The following is a 19,535-nucleotide window of genomic DNA, read 5'->3' on the forward strand; positions in this document are numbered from 1 at the left end:
GGAAGAAGGATGTCTATCATGTCAAAGAGAAAAATTGTTACATTGTTAATGTTAATGTTAATTTTTATTCTTACAGTAATGGGTTGTTCTAGCAAGCAAGGCAACACGAAACCAACAGAGACAAAGCCAGGAACATCATCTGAGTCAAAAAATACAGAAAAGACAAATGAAGAAAAAGCATCAGAAGGTGTGGCAAGTACAATTAATTTGGATAAAAAATATGATATTAAGTGGTTTCAATGGGGACCGCGTGACATACATGAAGATGATGCTATTATTAAATTTTTAAATGAGAAATTCAATGTAAACATTAAAGTGGAGAGAATTTTAGCAAAAGAATATTTAAAAAATCTTGAGTTAAAAATTGCCGCAGGCGATATGCCAGACGTGTTCAAGTATCCTGTTAGTACAGGTTCGCATATCTATAGCCAGTTAAATGAAGATGATTTTTTACTAGACTTTGCTGATTATGCTAGTAAGTATGAATTGAAAGCATTGCAGTCATATATTGATCGACCTGGCACAGAGGAATTTAGAGAAGAGAATGGTGTATTCCAATTACCTGTTCGTAGAGCAGGCATATCAAGTGTATTCGTAGTACGTCAAGATTGGTTAGATGAACTAAAGTTAGAAAAACCAAAAACGATGGACGAGTTTAAAAACATGCTCCAAGCGTTTAAAGATAACAAAATGGGTGGAGATAATACAGTTCCTATGACATTTGTATTCGGCGCTGCTGATTTTTTAGGCTTGTCAACTGGATATACTGGAGTTAACACTTGGGGGAAAGTAGATAATAAGTGGACGTATGAGTCAATTATGCCGCAATACAAAGCATTTTTACAGTATGCCAATGAATTATATAAGGAAGGATTAGTAGATCGAGAGCTGTTTACTTCGAATGAAAATCAAGCTAAGTCTAAGTTTGTATCAGGAAAAACAGGTGTTATTATGTCTTCCACAGAGAAGTTCGTAGCGTTAGAAAAAGATATGGCAGAATCTAATAAAGAAGCAAAATTAGCGTTAATTATGCCTATGCCAGAAGGACCGGCTGCTGTTCCAGCTAGAGTTTCTGCTAGCTATACAGATCCTTTCGTAGCTATAAAGAAAGAACGTGATGAAGATTTCTTGGCTAGAGTAGCAGCCATTATCGACTTTACACATAGTGAAGAAGGAATTAAAATGCTCAACTTTGGAATTGAAGGTGTTCATTATAATATGGAAAATGGTAAAAAGGTAAAAACTGAACTATACGATAGAGACATTTTACCATCCATTGGACATTTGTTAGCGATGACTACTGACTATTCATTATCATCAGGAGATGTAGAAGGTATACTGAAAGAAAACTATGATTATTCACAGCAGTTTGGTATTGCTCCTCCATTCACCGCTTTAAGTTATGGGGAAGTGAAAGATAAAGTTTCTACTATTGAAAAGAAAAACAATGACTGGGTCATCGAGTTTGTTACTGGATCGAAAGATATTGATCAATATTGGGATCAATATATAAAAGAAATGAATGATGCTGGACTTATCACACTAACAGAAGCCGTACAAAAAAATCGTCAATAAAATTAACAAAATCTATTTATAATAGGAGATGAGTTAGTTTGGAAGCAAACCAGAGATCGCAATTAAAGAAACAGCCACATGTCGTCATCATAATGGCTGATCAATTAAGAGCTGATTTTATTTCCCCTAAATTCACACCTAATATATATCAAATTGCACAACAAAGTAATCGACTCGAACGCACTTATTGTGCTTCACCACTATGTGTACCTGCACGAGGGGCTTTCTTTACCGGACAGTACCCTAACGAAACAGGTTGTATCATTAATCCATGGACCCCTGCAGATCAAAAACATGGTCATGTAAAAAAAGACACCCCTAATCTCTATAAGTTATTAGAAGAAGAATGGGATAGTTGGCATGCAGGCAAGCAGCATTTACTTACAGAAGAACAGTTTGATTTGCAGCCAAATACAAAAACAAAGTGGTTACCGATGCAAGGACGATATCAAGATTATGTTAAACAGCAAGGAAAGCGATTACCTGGTGGAGCTGCATTCCGCGGTTTAGCCCCTGAAATGGCTGAGGGGCGTACAACAAGGGCGAAGGAGTATTCTATTCCAACTACTGGTTGTTATGAAGAAGGGATGGATACATTTTTTGACGGATTTATTTTACGTGATGCTCTACACGCACTGAAAAATCGTGATACTTCAAAACCATTATTTTTAAGTGCTATGTTTTTAGCGCCGCATCCGCCGCTTGATATTCCTGAACCATATTATTCCATGTTTAAGGCGGAAGATATGCGGTTGCCAGCTAATGTTGCAACTTGGTCCAAAAATCAATCTCCTTTGCAATTATACAATTTAACAGGAGCTGTTGGTACAGGATATACATTGGAAAATTGGCGGGAAATATGGTCTGTATATGCTGGCTTGGTGAAATTGCTTGATGATTGTGTAGGTGAACTTATTGCCGAACTTAAAAAGCAAAATATATTTGAGGACACCTTGCTTGTAGTAACAAGCGATCATGGTGAAATGCTTGGTTCACATCAACTATGGCAAAAGATGTGTATGTATGAAGAATCGATACACACTCCATTATATATTAAATTGCCTCAACAGCAGAACGGGAAACAATTTGATGCACTTGCTAGTGCCATAGACGTTATTCCAACGATATGCGATTATTTAGAGTTACCTTACCAGAACCAATTTAGTGGTAAATCATTACGTCCATTATTAGAGGAAGAGAAAGAAATCCATAAATATATTTTTATACAGTTTGATGGTAATGGGGCAAGGGGAAACTTTCAACGAAGTGTTGTAAATAAACAATACAAATTAATTGTGGACATATTTAAAGATGAGTTATTTATTGAATTGTATGATTTGGCAGCAGAAAAACAAGAAAGTGTGAATCTAGCTTTTGAAGCTACTTATAAAGAGACGATAGAAGCTATGTTACATGTATTGAGGGAACATATGAAAAGCACAGAGGACTTACTAGTAGTACCTACTGATGCTTATGCAGAGTTCTTGCAACGATATGGTCAATATCAAGAAAAATAAATCAACAGTACTATTCAAGCCGCCCCGCGTTCATACGGAGCGGCTTGTTTTGGCTGAAGAGACAAGCAAATCGGTGTAAGTAGCCAAACATCATTAGAATACAAGTTTTCATATTCATATTATGGTAATATCATTACACGAGCATTGTATCGTTAGAAAAAAAGATTTGAGATTGTACGTAAAAAAGGTCATTATTGTATGAGGGAGATATATTTAAAATAAATATAGCAAATAATTAGCAGAGAGCAGGATAAGATTGAATGACAGAACATAAACAACAGCGTTACCGTTATAGTGAAGCGCCTATATGGAATCTGCAACGTACTTATTATGAAAAAGCTGGAATGAATGCTTGGAATAATGACCAGGTTCCACAATATATTACTAGTAATCCGATGATCGCTACTTCATATGCAGAAATGATTTTTGGATTTCTTCAAGATCGGGCGAGTAAGTCGCACAGTTCCGAGCCTGTTATGATTGTGGAGCTTGGAGCAGGAGCTGGACGTCTTGCTTACCATGTATTAGTTGAGTTGTGTCGGCTAAGAGATTACGCGGCAATCTCATTACCTTCATTTTGCTATATTATGACTGATTTGGCGATAAGTAATGTTAATGCCTGGAAAGAGCATCCAGCCCTACAATCTTTTATTGATGAAGGACTAGTCGATTTTGCTCGATTTGATGCTGTTTATGATACGGAACTAAATCTAACTGTAGCGGGTACAACCATTCGTGCAGGCGATTTGAAACAACCTTTAATCATCATTGCCAATTACTTTTTTGATGGAATTCCACAAGAGCTGCTTTATATTAGTAATGGTCAGATTTACGAAGCGGATGTTATTGTCGATAGTCCAGAACATATGGATTCCCTCGACCCATCAGATGCACTAGATCAAATATCTTTACATTACGAGTATCGAAGAACTCCAGAGTATGAGGAAGAAACGTATCCTTACCGTGATATTATTGCCGTTTATCAGGAAGAATTAGAAGATTCGCATATATTATTTCCTGTCGCAGGATTGACTTGTTTAGAGCGCTTGAATCAATTATCACAAGCGGGGTTTTTGTTAATTACTGCCGACAAAGGGGATCACTTGCTTGATTATTGGAAATTTTCGGAGCCACCAGAGCTGATCCTACATGGAAGTTTTTCTTTAACAGCAAACTACCATGCTTTTATTCATTTTTTTAAACAAAGAGGTGCAAGCTCCTTATTTCCTCCGCATCATTACAAAAATATTAATGTGGGTTGTATTTTCAATTTGGACTCACCGAAGGACTATGTTCAGGCAAGATTAGCTTATCGTCGGTTTATTGATCGCTTTGGTCCGGATGATTTTTTTAGTTTGAAGGAATGGGTAGATCGTCATATAGACAGTATGGGGCTACAGCAAATATTGAGTTTTTGGCGCTTGGGCGGGTATGATGCGGAATTTTTTATTCAGAGCACAAAGCAAATATCTACTTTGCTGCCAGATGCAAACGATGATGAAATGCTGGATATTTTGAGAGGCATAAAGCTTATGTGGTCATCATTCTATGTAATGGAGCAGCGCTATGACTTAGCTCTTGATGCAGGATTGATCTTGTTTGAGATGGAAATGTACGAAGAGTCAAAAAGATTTTTGGAAATATCGATACATTCAGATGATGATGAGATTGTATCTACCGTATTTTATTGTCTAACTACATGCTGCTTCGAAATGGAGTTAGAAGAAGATGCATTGTATTACTTGCGAAAGTTATTAGAGCTTGAGCCTGATCATGAAGAGGCGTTGGAATTGTTACACGGATTTAAGAATATAGAGCCCTCAAATGAATAAAAGTCGAAGAAACTGTTGAGATAAAGCACCCAAGGAATTATTCTTTGGGTATTTTAAGTTAAAAAGCTGCCGCTTGTAAAACACAAACAGCAGCTTTAACAAATTGCTTAGTTTTTTCAAAATACCCTTCATCTTTTAACCAATTGTTACCGATAAAATACTGTTGATTGCAAAGTATCAATAGCTTGTTCGATGGTTTTTAACTGTTCACTCGATACATTATCTATTCGTTTGGCGAAACGTTCTTCGACGATATCGAACACTTCGTTCATTAATTTTTTTCCATCTGGTGATAGTGTGATTAGCGTTCTTCGTTTATCTTGGAGGTCGTTAGTTTTGATGATTAATCCTTTTTCATATAATTTGCTTAGTTCACGGCTAGTATTAGACATGGTGGTGTGAAGGCAATCACTAATTTCGCTTGGTGTTACCATATTGCTAACAAAAACAAATTCGAGAATGCTATATTGCACTTGTGAGATTGCATGTGTTGTTGCATTTTTCGTTAATTCGTTCGTGACATGATGTACGGCATTAGAAAACGATACTAGTTTATAAAATAAAGCTTTGCTGTCCATGAATTCACCTCTTTTAAGTAACATAACAAATTAGTTATCTAAATACAATTATCAATTGATAATTAAGTTGAAGGGTGTTACAATTAGTTATCAAAATACAATTATCAAATGATAACTAAGAGGTGTTCTATGAAAGTACTAGTTGTTTATACCCATCCTAATCATAATAGTTTAAACTACTCATTTCTGGAAAGTGTACTAAAAGGCAGTGAAAGCAATAGCAACATTACAGAGCTACAGGTTTTAGATTTATACGAAGAAGGTTTTGATCCTGTGTTGGTATTTCACGAACATAAAAGAAGACGAGATATGCATAAGGACGTTCATTTAGAAAAGTATAGGCAGCAGCTATTGTGGGCTGATAAAATCGTTTTTATTTATCCCATTTGGTGGGGGAGACCTCCTGCTATGCTGTTAGGATATATTGATCAACTATTTGCTTCCAACTTTGCTTACAAAGATACGAAGGGGCTTTTTCCCGAAGGTTTATTACAAGGAAAGACTGTTGTGTGTATATCGACGATGAAGGGTCCGACCTTCTATCCACTATTGTGGTTAAATAATGCCCATAAAGTTTTAATGAAGCGAGCATTGTTCTCCTATGTGGGAATAAAGCGAGTGAAGTTTTTTGAATTTGGTAATATGGAAAGTCGTAAAGGAAAACAAACAAAAAAACTACAAAAGATAGACCGTTATTTTCAAAGATTAACTCGTTAAATGGTTAGGACTATTTGGAAGTAATGTTATATAATTTAGTAATAGCAGACGGACACGAAAATGAAAGAAAAGAGGCAATGGAATGAACAGTAAGAAACGGAATGTAGTAATTACTACTGGAGGTATAGCGGCGGTAATCGTCATTGTTATTGCAGTAGTGATGAAGTTGGGCGGAGGTCCGCTGAAACAGTTTGAACAGGCGCTGGAAAAACAAGATTTTATAGCAGCAATGCAAGTATATGAGGAGAAATTAAAAGGGGATTCTAAACAAGAAGCAGCGGCGAAACAAGTGCTACAGCAACAGATCAAACAAGTAAAAACACAGTTTTTAAATAGTAGTATGTCGTTTGAGGAAGTAACAAGTAGATTAGAAGGAATCCAAAAAAGTGGATTAGTGGCTAGTGAAGCGAAGGAAGCGCTAGAGCAAATGGGATTGCTGCACGAATCTCGTGAGGCTTTTTTGGCAGGAGAACAGCATATTAATAAAGAACAATGGCAGGAAGCTTTGATAGCATTACAAAAAGTAATTGCTGCTGACAGAACGAACTATGAACAAGCACAAATGTGGTTGACGGAAACAAGGGAAACATATGTAGCAAAAGTTTTAGCGGATGCGGAACAACTAGGGCAAACAGAGCAATATTCGGAAGCGTTGCAGCATATAGCCGAAGCGTTGAAAGTGTTAGCAGAGGAAGAGAAATTAGTAGCAGCACAGCAATCGTATACGGAAAAATGGCAAGCGCAGCAGGAACAAGCAAAGTTAGCGCAAATCGAAACAGCGAAGCAAGCACAACTTCTTTCAGTAGAAGAAGCGATCTTGGTGGCACAAAATACAGAGTTTAAAATGTTGTATCCTGATATGATCGAATTACAAGTGAAAAATAATAGTGAGCAGTCGGTGAAAAATTTTAAAGTTGGAATCGTTGCCTATGATGAAAATGGATATCCTGTAACGATAAAAGGGCATTTGTCTCTAGAAGATGCTAGTTATGTATTAGGTGGTCAAGCAAATAATGTGAATCTGATGCCAGGAAAAGTGTACGGAGAAAATAAAGGCTGGGCAGTTCATGAAGGGCACAATATTGCAACGGTACTTGCTTGTGTAGAATCGGCGGAGTTTTATGATGGTACGGTTTGGGAAAATGAGTACTATGACCATTGGTTAGAAACATACAAAGAGCAGCCACAAACCAATGTTGTTAATCAAACAAAAGAATGATAGAAAGACTGGAGAAGCTAATATGTATTTGCAGACAGAAAGGTTAATAATACGCGATTTTCAAGTCTCTGATTGGCAGGATGTTTATAGCTATACATCCAATCCAATAGTAATGAAATATATTCCAGAAGGGGTATTTACAGAGCAACAGGCAGAGCAGTTTGTTAAAGAGCAACAGAGTAAAGGAAAGCCAGCGGATAAGTTTGCGGTAGTGTTAAAAGATAGGGAGCAGCTTGTGGGGCATCTTTCTTTTGAACGGTATTTTGGAGATCATACATATGAGATTGGTTGGGTGTTTCATCCTAGCTACTACAACAAAGGTTATGCAACAGAAGCAGCACAAGCCGTTATTGCATATGGGTTTCAACAATTAAATCTTCATCGCATTGTGGCGACATGTCAACCGGAAAATCCAGCATCTTATAAAGTAATGGAGAAAATTGGTATGCGAAAAGAAGGGTTTTTCAAACAATGTATCCCTTATGAAAATGGTTGGTGGGATGAGCTGTACTATGCTATTTTGCAGTCGGAATGGGTAGAGCGAGTTGCAGCCAAAAAGTAGATGGAAGAGGAGAATAAAGAGCAGAAGAAAACTCGTGAGAACAAGAAAAACCACCGGCGATAGCTTCACGGCACGACCGGTGGATTTCTTGTAGCATACATGCAAATCTCGCCGTGGTTGCCCACTTGCTTTTGTCCAATAGTCGTGATAGGCAATATCTCTTTTTGAATTGCTTTTAGTATATCATATTTGGCATAATTCAACCAGATGGTTAACAAGAATAGGCTGTTCTAAGCTTATATGCAATAAGTACAGTGTAACGATGGTAAAATAAAGTAGATTTCTATCTATCTGATTGCTCTCAAACTTGCTATACTTAAGTACAGACATTGAAGTCGGTGGGAGTGACATGGCGAAGATAACCCGAAAGGGGGTGACGCTATGTCCTTTCTTGAACTAACGGTGAAACTTTTGGATATATTGCTAAAATCAGTTGGCATTGCTACTGGTTTGAAAACTTTGTTTGGCAATAAGAATCAGAAGAAAACTCGTGAGAACAGGAAAAACCACCGGCGTTAGCTTGACGGCACGACCGGTGGATTTCTTGATTTGGAAATTCTCGCCGTGGTTGCCCACTGGCCTTTGTCCAAATAGTCGTGATGGTGGAACATCACGGCTATTTTTAGTTTATCCATATAGATGGAAAGATATGACCTATAGGCAATATCTCTTTTTGAATTGCTTATAGTATATCATATTTGGCATAATTCAACCACATCGTACAGTTAAACAATAATTAGATGCGATTGGATAATTACAATCAATATACGTTATTATAAAATAATGGTATTAATTAAAAAAAATAATCATTATCACTTACACCAGTAGTAATAGTCTATATTTCCTTCAACGAGAATAACTTCTTTTTTACTTCCACTTTCAGAGTGCTCCCTACTAGCTGTTCGGCCGGAGCTGACTGTTGCCTATCAATCATCAACCACGTTCCTATTGCAATCAAGACAAGAGAAAGTAATTTTCGAAATAAAACAACCATGATGCTGTGATGAGATTGGCATCTGTTTTGGCTACACCAATTTTGGCGAATATAGAAGTCAATTCAGCGAATAAAGCAGCGCAAAAAGCGTATAACAACCACATGTTGCTTGTCACTCTTTTCTTTGTCGATTAGTAGTTATTTATTTGGGGTGAACTCCATAAAATTATACTATGGTTTGCTTCAGAAGTAGAGCGTTAATATGAGGAGGATGTATATATGTTGGGAAAAAAAAGTTTGCTTGTAGTCGTTAGTATGTTGATGGTTATAGGGTTGTTAGCAGGGTGTAGTACTTCTAATTCTAAAAATGAAGGCGCTCTCAAAGGTGATTTAGTTGTTAGTGGTGATACGTTGCTTAGCCACGTTTGTGTTGCACAAAGCCGTTATTATCCGGGAGATCGAATTGTGTTTCGGGCACTTGTAACGGACAGTTCTGATCAATCCTTAGTAGAAGATGCTAAAGTAAAACTAGTTTTTGACAATGGTGAAGAAATGGAAATGTTACTTGGTATACATGGAGAAGAAATTCAACCGAACTTATATTTACGACCACAATTGACTTATTTGAATGATCATCCAGGAACAGCGATTCCGACTTTACGGACTTATTTTGAAATTACAGAGTAGAGGTATAGGAAATAATATGAAATAAATGATGCTAATGAACAATTTGTTCCATTTAGCAGCATTTTTTTGTGGTAATATAAGGATAGGGAAAACTATTTTAGTAGAAGCTTCGTCTATAGTAGAAGAGATAGTAGTGCTGAGCATACATATGCCCGAAGGAAAGCCGGGTCATTTAGCGGCGCTTCGATTCGGGAATGAGTAAGGAACGATAGTATCGGATTAGTTTAGGTAATATGGCAAGTAATATCTATTAAAGGAGCGTGATGAAGTGATTACGAGAAAAAGGATGGAAGAAAAGCACCGCAAAAAGTGGTTAATGCTAGTCATTAGTATGTGTATGATGTTGTCAATCGTGAGTCCCGTATCTGCATACAAAGCGCAATTGAAACCGTTCAAGGATGAAGAGTATGATTACTCTCGTGAACCGATCTATATGCTGGCAGCGTTAAATATTATCGATGGATATGAGGATGGCACATTTCAACCGAATGCACCGTTGTCGCGTGAAGCTTTTATTAAGCTATTAGTAGCAGCTGATCAATTGCAAAATAAGGTGAAAGTGAAAAAGCTACCTATTGATGTCAAGTCGCAAAAATGGTCAGCCCCTTATATTTCGTATGCAATGGAACAAAACTGGCTAATAAATTTGCTTAATAGTAAAAATCAACTACAGCCTACTACGACGATTACGAGACAAGAAGTCGCTGCCTTAGTTGGAAGAGCGATGCTAGAACAAGAAAGTGAAGCGACTCGCAAGCGATGGGTCAGTGATGATTGGAAGCGGGCACGTGACAAAAGTAGCTTTAAGGATCAGTTGAAAATAAAAGAAGAGCTACGTCCTTACGTATATTATGCGGTGCATCGTGGTGTAATGGAAGGTAGTAGTGGCGGGTTCCAGCCGCAAGCTTCGCTCATTCGCAAACAAGCATCAGCTGTTGTTTATCGTTATTTGGATCAATTAATTGTAGGCAAAAAAATAGAACTTACGGGCTATTATGCGATTTCATCTTATTCCGCCAAACAACATATCGATAAATTATCTACTGTTATATTTGGCTGGTCGCAACTCGAGTATGACAAAGAAGGTAGTGCGAAACTAAGCACGACAAAAAGTACATTTCGCATTCCAGATGGTTTCGATGAAGTAGTACAACTAGCTGACAAACAAAAAGCGAGTAAAGAGTTGATGGTATTTTATGATGGAAGCAATTTACCACAATTTTTAAAAGATAAACCAGCGCAAACCGCATTTATAGATTCTTTATTAACGGTATTAAATAATAAGAAATATGGATTCACTGGTGTGCACATTGATTTTGAAGGGTTAAAGGCAGCAAGTAGTGCCCCTGATTACGTACAATTTTTGGAGTCGCTTCGCAAAAAGTTAACTGGGTTAACATTATCTGTCGCTGTACCACCAACTTTTTTCTACAAAGGATATGATTTGCAAAAAATCGGGAAGATTGTGGATACTGTTAATTTGATGGCGCATGATTTTACCGAGAAATCGAGCAAACAACCATCAGCTCCACTGCCGCTAGTTCATGCCGCACTTGTTGATGCGTTAGCTGTCGTACCGAAAGAGAAATTAGTACTGGCTATCTCGAAACAAGCGAATCAATGGGTAACGAAGTCAAAAGACGGAATAGAAGAAGTATCATTATATAGCCCGACCATTGCAGATGTGGAGAAACGGTTGACGATGGCTGCTGTAACTGGCACGTGGTCAATGCCGTATTTTCTATGGAAAGCTACATTTACGGATGAGAGTGGTCAACATGAAATGTATTATGAAGATGCACAAAGTATTGCCAAAAAGATTTGGCTTGCTCGTCTCTATGATATAAAAGGTGTTTCGTTATGGCATATGGGCAACTTTACTGCGCAAGATTGGCGGATGATTAGCTGGTAATTAATAAATAAAATGCAGGTGAAATAATTAATAAAGAAGCCTTATTTTATCCAAAAAATGTCGGTTAGGAAGAAATTTAATCTTAAGCTGACATTGTGGATAAGTGAGGCTTCTTTGCTACTTACTATAGAAACTAAATGTAGTGATGTTAATAGAGCTAATTAGTTGATTGTCCTTTTTTTTCGAAAGCGTCCCATAATCCCCACAAATACATAATGCCGAGTGCACGGTCATAGAGACCATAGCCAGGACGACATTGTTCATCCCATATATGTCTCCCATGATCGGGACGGGCATAACCAGTAAACCCAATCGCTTGATACGCTTCGACAATAGCGGTAATGTCGACATTGCCATCTTGCGTGCGATGTGATGTTTCGATAAAATCGCCATTCTCATAGACGCGGACGTTACGAATATGGGCGAAAGCAATCCGATCCGCAAATTGATAAATCATCGCTGGAATATCATTTTTGGGATTAGCGCCAAGTGAACCACTGCAAAGCGTCAACGCATTTGCTGGGCTGTCATAGAGGTCAAGATAACGACGTATGTTTGCTTGGCTCGTCATAATGCGTGGCAGTTGAAAAACTGGCCAAGGCGGATCATCCGGATGGATTGCCATTCGAATGCCATGTTGTTCAGCGACCGGAATAATTTCTTGCAAAAAATAACGAGCATTTTCAAATAGCTGCTCTTCATCGACATAACGATAAGCTTCAAACATAGCGGTCAAATGCTGCATTCTCTCTGGTTCCCACCCAGGCATCGTCAGCGACGGATCAGCATTAATAACTTCGACTAATTTCATAGGATCACCGTTGTTAGCCACTCGAGCGTATTCAAAGAATAATGCAGTCGAACCATCTTCTAGCGGCTCATGTAGATTGGTACGCATCCAGTCGAATACTGGCATAAAATTATAACAAATCACTTTGACGCCAAACTGAGCCAAATGAGCAATAGTTTGTTTATAGTTGGCAATATATTGATCACGGGTTGGAAGCCCTAGTTTAATATCTTCATGTACGTTGACGCTTTCGACTACTTCCCCATGAAAACCAGCTTGTTCCATTTCCTTCATCGCTGCTGCTATGTCATCCACAGACCATACTTCGCCTGCCGGCATATGATGCAGCGCCCATACAACCCCTTCCACTCCAGGAATTTGTTTCACATAATGTAGTGGGATCGTATCATTTCCTTCTCCAAACCATCTAAATGTCATTTTCATCTTATGTCTTCCTTCCGGCTATTTATAATAGTTGGGGAACTTTTCTTTTAACTTTGCTTGATCGGCAATATTTAACTGTAAATGCTGGTGCATCACTTCATCTGCTTGCTCCATGTCGCCAGCTCGAATTGCTATTACCATTTGTTGATGCTGTTCGAAGAGATGATGCCACTGTAATTCACTTACGAGCATTAAAGCACGACTGCGATCTAAATGAACGGTTAATTGCTGCATAGCGAACCACGTATGAAGTTTTTGACAACCTTCGAACAAGAGACGGTGAAATTGTTGATCCAATAAAAACATTTCTTTATTATCTTGTAGTTCTAGGCAAACTTGTTGCTTCACTATATTTTGTTCTAATTGTGCCATATAGCTATCATCTAATTGCTTACATGCTAATTTAATAACAGCACTTTCCAAATGTTCCCGCATAAATCTTGCTTCCTCTACCAATTCAGAATCGATTAAGGATACGAAAGTTCCACGCTGCGGCAACACTTGTACGAGACCTTCTTGGGATAGCCTCAGAAAACTTTCGCGTACTGGTGTCCGACTAACTTGAAAAATTTGTGCGGACTCATTTTCCGATAGTGGCGTGCCTGGTAGCAATTCTAAATTTAATATTTGTTCCCTTAATTTCAAATAAACAGCGTCCCGCGTAGAAACTGCTTGCGATAAGCCAGTGTTGTTCACCTTGTTCATCTCCATCTCATTCCTTCTTCCTCTTAATACTACCATACTTGTATGGTAGTATGGAAGTGATAAATGTATTTATTATTAATAATTGTTAGAGCAGTACAATAAGATAACAAGTGGAGGTTCAGGAGAGATGTATTTGTAGCTTATCGATACACCAATGTTAAGAAATGCTGCAGAACTATTCAAAAATGGTAGTACAGGTGCCGATATAATAAATAATTGGGGAAAAATGCATCCGATGGGTCGAGTAAGACGACCTGAAGAAGTGGCTAAGTTAGTTGCGTTTCTAGTAAGTGACTATGCTTCTTTTATTACAGGAGCAGAAATGAAAATAGATGGAGGGATGTTAGTAGCACTTGGAGTAACTCTACTAAAATAAAAAAGTAGAAGACAAAAAGAGGCAACAAAAAACAAAATCTAGCAACATAAAACAAAAAAATGTTGTTGAAAAAAGTAGAAATGTCTAATCTTTGTGGAAATTCTTTACCATTGTGGTATACTTTATATGAAGTGAATGTAAAGATAGGAGGTGCGAAGAATTATCCACATAGAAAATCAGCGTGAGGATCGATTAATGAAGCCTATATCTACACTATCAAAATCTGGGAGGAATTACAAATCTATGAATAAGAAAAAAATGACTTCACTATTACTATCTATCATGATGGTGATGTCTCTATTCGGTGCTACTCTAGCATCAGCAGAAACAGCAGAAAAAACATTTTCAGATTTATCGTCACATTGGGCGAAAACGGAAGTTGAAGCTTGGGCATCTCAAGGCTTGGTTGAAGGCTATGCAGATGGCACGTTCAAACCGGACAATAGTATTAGCAGAGCAGAACTTATGACACTTGTAAATAACGGATTTGGACTTATTAACAAAGCCAACATAGATTTTGCAGATGTGACTGGTAAAGAGTGGTATGCCAAAGAAGTCGCACTTGCAGTAGAAGCAGGTTATATCGAAGGTTACAAAGCGGATAACACTGTGAAACCAAAAGGAGAAATTACTCGTCAAGAAATGGCGATGGTTATTTCTCGTATTTTGGAGCTAGCTCCTAATGCAACTGGAGCAGACTTCTCCGATGCAGCAAAAACTCCAGCTTGGAGTAAAGGTGCAATCGGTGCAGTAGCAGCTGCAGGTTACATGAAAGGCTACGATGATAAGAGTTTCGGTCCAACAAAATCGATCACTCGTGCTGAAGCTGTAGCAACTCTATCTCGTCTAGGTAACTACATTAATAAAGCAGGTACTTATGCTGATCTTGGTACGGTTAGTGGTAACCTTATCGTAACTGTTCCAGGTGTAATCGTGAAAGACGCTACAATTAATGGCGACTTGATCGTAACAGAAGGTGTAGCAGAAGGTGACGCTACATTCGAAAACGTAACAATCAAAGGCGATACAAAAATCAACGGTGGTGGCGTTAACACTGTATTCTTCGTTAACTCTACACTAGCTGGTTTGGACGTTGCTAAAAAAATCAATCCAGTACGTGTTGTTATCTCTGGTACAACGACTACTGGTGCAGTTAGCTTAAATGGTGCAGCTACACTAGGTACATCTGAACTAGCTAAAGAAGCTGGTTACGGTAAAATAGTTATTAGCGAACCAGGTAATTACGTACTTAACGGTAACTTCGACGAAGTGGTTATTGCAGTAGCAGGTGCTAATGTAGAAATCGCTGAAGGTGCAGAAGTTGCTAACCTTGTACTTGATGCAGGCGCAACAGTGTCTGGTAAAGGTAAAATCAAAAAAGCTACAGTAAACGCTACTGGCGCAACTATTGAGCAAAAGCCAGAAGAAATTGCAGTTGCTAAAGACGCAACAGTAACAATCGCTGACAAAGAACTTACAGCAGACGACGTTGCTAACTACAACAACAACTCCGGCGGTGCTGTAGGCGGTGGTGGCGGTGGATACTATATTCCACCAGCATCATCGACTACTGTAAAAACCGAAGCTGAGCTAAATGAAGCTCTGACAAAAGATCAATATACTACGATTTACTTAGGTGGAAGCTTTACAACTAAAAATCCTATAGCAATTAATAAAAATAATGTTACGATTGATGGTCAAGGTAAGTACACTATAACAATTGGTTCTAAGTATAACGTAGAGAACAATACAGCTGATGCTATAGGTATATTTGGATCTGGTGTAACTCTTAAAAACTTGACTGTAGCACAAGGGGAAATTGCTGCTTCTGATATTGAAGCTGGTAAACCAAGACACGATAACTTAATTGAAATCTATGGTAACAACACTATACTTGATAACATTACGGTTACAAATAGTGAAAAAGCTGGTATTTATGTTAATCATGATGGAATAAGCGCTAAAAATAATGTTGAAAAATTAACAGTAACTTTTAAAAATATTACTACAAAAGGTAATAAATGGGATGGCGTTGGTCTATTATCACAAGTAGAATCTGAAGAAGAAAAAGTAACATTAACAGCTACATTTGAAGGTACTCATACATTCCTTGATGATGTTGCTGCATATGTGGATCTTAAGAATAATGAGGGTGTTCCTTATAAAGGAAATGTGGAAGTAATTGGATTGAAAGAACCAGTTTTTGTATCTTCCACTGATGGAAAGCAAACTAAGTACACTCAAACAGGAATTGCAGTATCAACTGAAGCATCGTTATTAGAAGAGTTGTCTGGCGTTAAATTTAAAACAATTTATCTAGAAAATGACATTACAACAAATGCTAAAGTGAACATCACAGAAAATGATATTACTATTGATGGTCAAGGTAATACACTAACTGTTGGCGGAAATGGTGAAGGAAAACATACAGCTGAAGGTTTAGGTATCCTTGCTAATGATGTTATTATCAAAAACATTACAGTTCTTGGTACGCATGGCGATAGCCTAATTGAAGTTTATGGAAATAAAGCTGTATTTGAAAACGTAACGGTAAAAGGTAGTCAAAAAGCTGGTATTTATGTTAACCATGATGGTGTTACTGTTCCTGATCTAGCTGACGAACTAACGGTAGTATTTAAAGATATTACTACTGAAGGTAATGCATGGGCTGGCATTGGTTTGAAAGCTGCTGAAGGTAAAAAAGTAGTAGCTGACTTTACTAACTTAGTATCACTTGAAGAAAAAGTTGCTGTATATACTGAAAATACTTCAGTAAATGAAGCTGATGCAATTTATACTATCGTAGGTTTAGAAGATCAATATAGTTCAGAAGTTGTAGAGAATAAAGATGGAGAGTACGATCAAATGCACTGGATTGTTAAAGATCCTGTGATAACTGATGAACCACAATTGTACTTTGACGAGGCAGGTCGATTAAGATTAGATTTTGAAATAGCTCAAACAATTGATTTAGGAGGGGAACATTCTAATATTGAGATAGCTTATTTTTTAGATGATAAGGCTATAAAAAATGTTAAAGAAGATAACTCTTCTTTAGTAAAAAATAAAACCTGGTCAGGTTATTTGGTAGCAAATGAAGCAAATCTTTCAAGTGGCAAGGAGAACAATAATAACTACTCTAATGTAATACCCAAAAATACAACATTGTCAACGCTTTTGCAAAGTGACTATACGTATTTAGGTTCTGATGTTGTGGAGAATAACGAGTTTAAACCAGGAACTTACAAAGTGACGATCACTGTAACTAATCATTTAGATAATAAAATTGAGAGATCTTCAAACGAAGTTACTATACCGGCTCCTGAAACGACAGAAGAATAATTTTGAGTTTGTAAGCTAAGACTCAAGAGTTTTATGAATTAAAGAACAGCGTTAGGATTCCATTAAAACGGAATTCTGACGCTGTTCTCTTTTTTATTACAGATTTTTTGATATTAAACAGTAATTAGACTTTTATAAAACAAGATATGCTGTAACTAAAAATGAGGAATTTCTCATAAAAATATTGCAACGTTTGTCCGTTTTCATCGTATAGTATTCCATAAAAATTTATGGAGGTGAATCCCTCATTAAGAGGGAACTTATTGGACCCCGGGACGATTACAAACTTATTTTTGATTGCTGTATTGATTGGATTGACTGCTTTTTTTGTTGGTGCAGAATTTGCTGTAGTGAAAGTGCGGATGTCGCGTATTGAACAGTTGATTGCAGATGGGAATAGAAAAGCGATTACAGCGAAGAAGCTGGTACAAGATTTGGACTATTATTTATCGGCGTGCCAACTTGGTATTACGGTGACGGCACTTGGTCTTGGTACCATTGGTGAGCCAACAGTAGAAAAGTTGCTTCATCCGTTGTTTGAAACTTTTTCTATTCCAACTGCATGGGCGACAGTCATTAGTTACGCATTAGCTTTATCGATTATGACATTCTTACATGTGGTTATTGGAGAATTAGCGCCAAAAACGTTGGCGATTCAGTTTGCTGAAAAGGTAACTTTACTTATTGCAAAACCACTTGTACTATTCGGCAAAGCGTTATTTCCTTTTATTTGGTTTATGAACGGTTCAGCACAGATGTTGCTACGAATATTTGGAGTAAAGCCAACCAATCATGAGCAAGCACCTTCGGAAGAAGAGTTGAAGTTTATTATGCAGCAAAGTTTCCAAAGTGGTGAAATTAATCAAAATGAATTGTCTTACGTCAATAATATTTTTGAATTTGATCAACAAATGGCACAAGATGTTTTGATCCCACGTATTCATATTGTTTCTATTGATAAGCAGATGACGCCAGAGGAAGTATTGCAGATTATTGACGAAGGTCGTTATACACGTTACCCTGTAACGGAAGATGGCGATAAAGATAAGTTAATCGGTTATGTCAATGCGAAAGAGTTGGCGCTACAGATGGCGATGAAACGTTCGTTCACTATAGAGCAGTTTATTCATCCGCTTGAAATTATTCAACAATCGACTCCTCTACAAGAAGCACTTAGTCGTATGCAACGCAAAGCAGTTCATATTGCTTTAGTTATTGATGAATATGGCGGGACAGCTGGCATGATTACGATGGAAGATATTTTGGAAGAAATTGTGGGAGATATTCGAGATGAATTCGACACGGAAGAACAAGCACTAGCGACAAACAGTACATTAGCACGAGTAAGTGCGGTGACTGCCAAATAATAATAATGTAGTCATATGGAAAAGCCATTAGCTAGTTCAACTAGCGTGGCTACTAAACAAAAACATTCCATATGTAACTATTAAATATAAATAGAACTAACAGTAAGCTCTGCTCTACTTATTTTCTGCGAAAGGAGAAGATAGGTAGGGTAGAGCTTTATTTGTATATTTAGTCAAAACTAGTAGATAGGTATTACAAATACTTTTCCATACGAACGTGGACAATGCCAGCATCCAAAAAAGTTTGCTCCGACTGCTTCGTGTAGCCAAGTTGTTCATAAAAACCTACCGCTGTTACTTGAGCATCTAATATGATATGTGCTATATCTTTTGCTTGGATATGTTGTTCCATTTGTTCAATAATCGCTTTTCCTAAGCCTTGTCCTCGATAAGTTTTTAAGACGGCAATACGTTGTAGTTTCGCTGTTTTTTCGCTATACATATAGTAGCGTGCTGCCGCTACGGGCGTTGTTTTATTATAAAGGACATAATGAGAGCACCCAGTCTTCTCTTGTTCCATTAATGTATCCTTCTCGTCTACTTCTAATGAAATAGGTACTTGTTGTTCTTGCACGAATACAGCAGTACGTACTGCGAGTGCGTCGCTAAGCTCTTGCTCGGTTTGTATACGAGCAATATTGTATTGTGACATCTCTTTGTCGTTACTTTGACTCATTATATTTTCACCTTCCCCATCGTATCTACGACCATTATAACAAAAAGACGGACAAAGCATCACTTCATCAATCAACATAAAAATGTGCCATTGGCTATGAGCAGATCAACAATTGTTTGTTGTGTAAGTAAAATAAGGAATAGTTAACAAGCAAAATAATTCACCTCATTAACTTTAAATAGTCTCTCGGAAATTAAATTTCCGCTTTAGCTCTAGTCTTTCGACTAGGGCTTTTTATTGTTTCACCCCTAAATATGGAGTGCGAACGAAGGTTCCTCTTGACAAATTCACATCACCCCAAT

Annotated in this window: 15 protein-coding genes; 11 read left to right on the forward strand and 4 right to left on the reverse strand. The window is 37.6% G+C overall.

From position 1 onward, the window contains the following. The first annotated feature begins 18 nt into the window (after window positions 1-18). The 3 genes from ACFSTH_RS12275 to ACFSTH_RS12285 all read left to right on the forward strand — a co-directional run bounded on the left by ACFSTH_RS12275 (window position 19) and on the right by ACFSTH_RS12285 (window position 4,924). Window positions 19-1,575 carry an extracellular solute-binding protein gene (locus ACFSTH_RS12275; protein WP_377774147.1) on the forward strand — a complete coding sequence of 519 codons (1,557 nt, stop codon included), beginning with the start codon at window positions 19-21 and terminating at the stop codon, window positions 1,573-1,575. Between the two features lie 38 nt (window positions 1,576-1,613). Continuing rightward, complete coding sequence (locus ACFSTH_RS12280; protein ID WP_377774145.1) at window positions 1,614-3,092, forward strand: sulfatase family protein; 1,479 nt, start codon at window positions 1,614-1,616, stop codon at window positions 3,090-3,092. Between the two features lie 260 nt (window positions 3,093-3,352). Next, window positions 3,353-4,924 (forward strand): SAM-dependent methyltransferase, encoded by a 1,572-nt coding sequence (locus ACFSTH_RS12285; protein ID WP_377774143.1) that lies wholly within the window; start codon window positions 3,353-3,355, stop codon window positions 4,922-4,924. 146 nt (window positions 4,925-5,070) lie between these two features. Here ACFSTH_RS12285 and ACFSTH_RS12290 read toward each other — a convergent pair whose 3' ends face one another. Further along, window positions 5,071-5,502 (reverse strand): MarR family winged helix-turn-helix transcriptional regulator, encoded by a 432-nt coding sequence (locus tag ACFSTH_RS12290; protein ID WP_377774141.1) that lies wholly within the window; start codon window positions 5,500-5,502, stop codon window positions 5,071-5,073. Window positions 5,503-5,631: 129 nt separating this feature from the next. Between ACFSTH_RS12290 and ACFSTH_RS12295 the strand changes: the two genes are divergently transcribed. The 5 genes from ACFSTH_RS12295 to ACFSTH_RS12315 all read left to right on the forward strand — a co-directional run bounded on the left by ACFSTH_RS12295 (window position 5,632) and on the right by ACFSTH_RS12315 (window position 11,533). After that, entirely contained in the window at window positions 5,632-6,219 is a 588-nt protein-coding gene (locus ACFSTH_RS12295) for an NAD(P)H-dependent oxidoreductase (RefSeq protein WP_377774138.1), read from the forward strand. 82 nt (window positions 6,220-6,301) lie between these two features. Beyond that, complete coding sequence (locus ACFSTH_RS12300) at window positions 6,302-7,438, forward strand: DUF5780 domain-containing protein (protein ID WP_377774136.1); 1,137 nt, start codon at window positions 6,302-6,304, stop codon at window positions 7,436-7,438. 22 nt (window positions 7,439-7,460) lie between these two features. Continuing rightward, window positions 7,461-8,000, forward strand: coding sequence for a GNAT family N-acetyltransferase (locus ACFSTH_RS12305; protein WP_377774134.1), 540 nt, complete (start codon window positions 7,461-7,463; stop codon window positions 7,998-8,000). 1,213 nt (window positions 8,001-9,213) lie between these two features. Continuing rightward, complete coding sequence (locus ACFSTH_RS12310) at window positions 9,214-9,621, forward strand: hypothetical protein (RefSeq protein ID WP_377774132.1); 408 nt, start codon at window positions 9,214-9,216, stop codon at window positions 9,619-9,621. 268 nt (window positions 9,622-9,889) lie between these two features. After that, window positions 9,890-11,533, forward strand: coding sequence for a glycosyl hydrolase family 18 protein (locus ACFSTH_RS12315; protein ID WP_377774130.1), 1,644 nt, complete (start codon window positions 9,890-9,892; stop codon window positions 11,531-11,533). Between the two features lie 157 nt (window positions 11,534-11,690). Here ACFSTH_RS12315 and uxuA read toward each other — a convergent pair whose 3' ends face one another. Together uxuA and ACFSTH_RS12325 are read right to left on the reverse strand one after the other, a co-directional pair. After that, complete coding sequence (gene uxuA / locus ACFSTH_RS12320) at window positions 11,691-12,767, reverse strand: mannonate dehydratase (RefSeq protein WP_377774128.1); 1,077 nt, start codon at window positions 12,765-12,767, stop codon at window positions 11,691-11,693. 18 nt (window positions 12,768-12,785) lie between these two features. Then, complete coding sequence (locus tag ACFSTH_RS12325; RefSeq protein WP_377774126.1) at window positions 12,786-13,478, reverse strand: GntR family transcriptional regulator; 693 nt, start codon at window positions 13,476-13,478, stop codon at window positions 12,786-12,788. A 148-nt stretch (window positions 13,479-13,626) separates the two neighbouring features. Between ACFSTH_RS12325 and ACFSTH_RS12330 the strand changes: the two genes are divergently transcribed. From ACFSTH_RS12330 to ACFSTH_RS12340, 3 genes are all read left to right on the forward strand, one after another. After that, a complete protein-coding gene (locus ACFSTH_RS12330; protein WP_377774124.1) occupies window positions 13,627-13,848 on the forward strand; it encodes an SDR family oxidoreductase in 222 nt (73 codons plus the stop codon). Between the two features lie 243 nt (window positions 13,849-14,091). Continuing rightward, complete coding sequence (locus ACFSTH_RS12335) at window positions 14,092-17,190, forward strand: S-layer homology domain-containing protein (RefSeq protein ID WP_377774122.1); 3,099 nt, start codon at window positions 14,092-14,094, stop codon at window positions 17,188-17,190. 263 nt (window positions 17,191-17,453) lie between these two features. Continuing rightward, window positions 17,454-18,557 carry a hemolysin family protein gene (locus ACFSTH_RS12340; RefSeq protein WP_377774120.1) on the forward strand — a complete coding sequence of 368 codons (1,104 nt, stop codon included), beginning with the start codon at window positions 17,454-17,456 and terminating at the stop codon, window positions 18,555-18,557. A 193-nt stretch (window positions 18,558-18,750) separates the two neighbouring features. Here ACFSTH_RS12340 and ACFSTH_RS12345 read toward each other — a convergent pair whose 3' ends face one another. Further along, the gene (locus tag ACFSTH_RS12345) at window positions 18,751-19,233 is read right to left on the reverse strand and encodes a GNAT family N-acetyltransferase (RefSeq protein ID WP_377774118.1); all 483 of its coding nucleotides are present in this window, start codon (window positions 19,231-19,233) and stop codon (window positions 18,751-18,753) included. Window positions 19,234-19,535 lie beyond the last annotated feature (302 nt).

Source organism: Paenibacillus yanchengensis (genome assembly GCF_042684845.1).
GTDB classification, from domain to species: Bacteria; Bacillota; Bacilli; order Paenibacillales; family Paenibacillaceae; genus Pristimantibacillus; species Pristimantibacillus yanchengensis.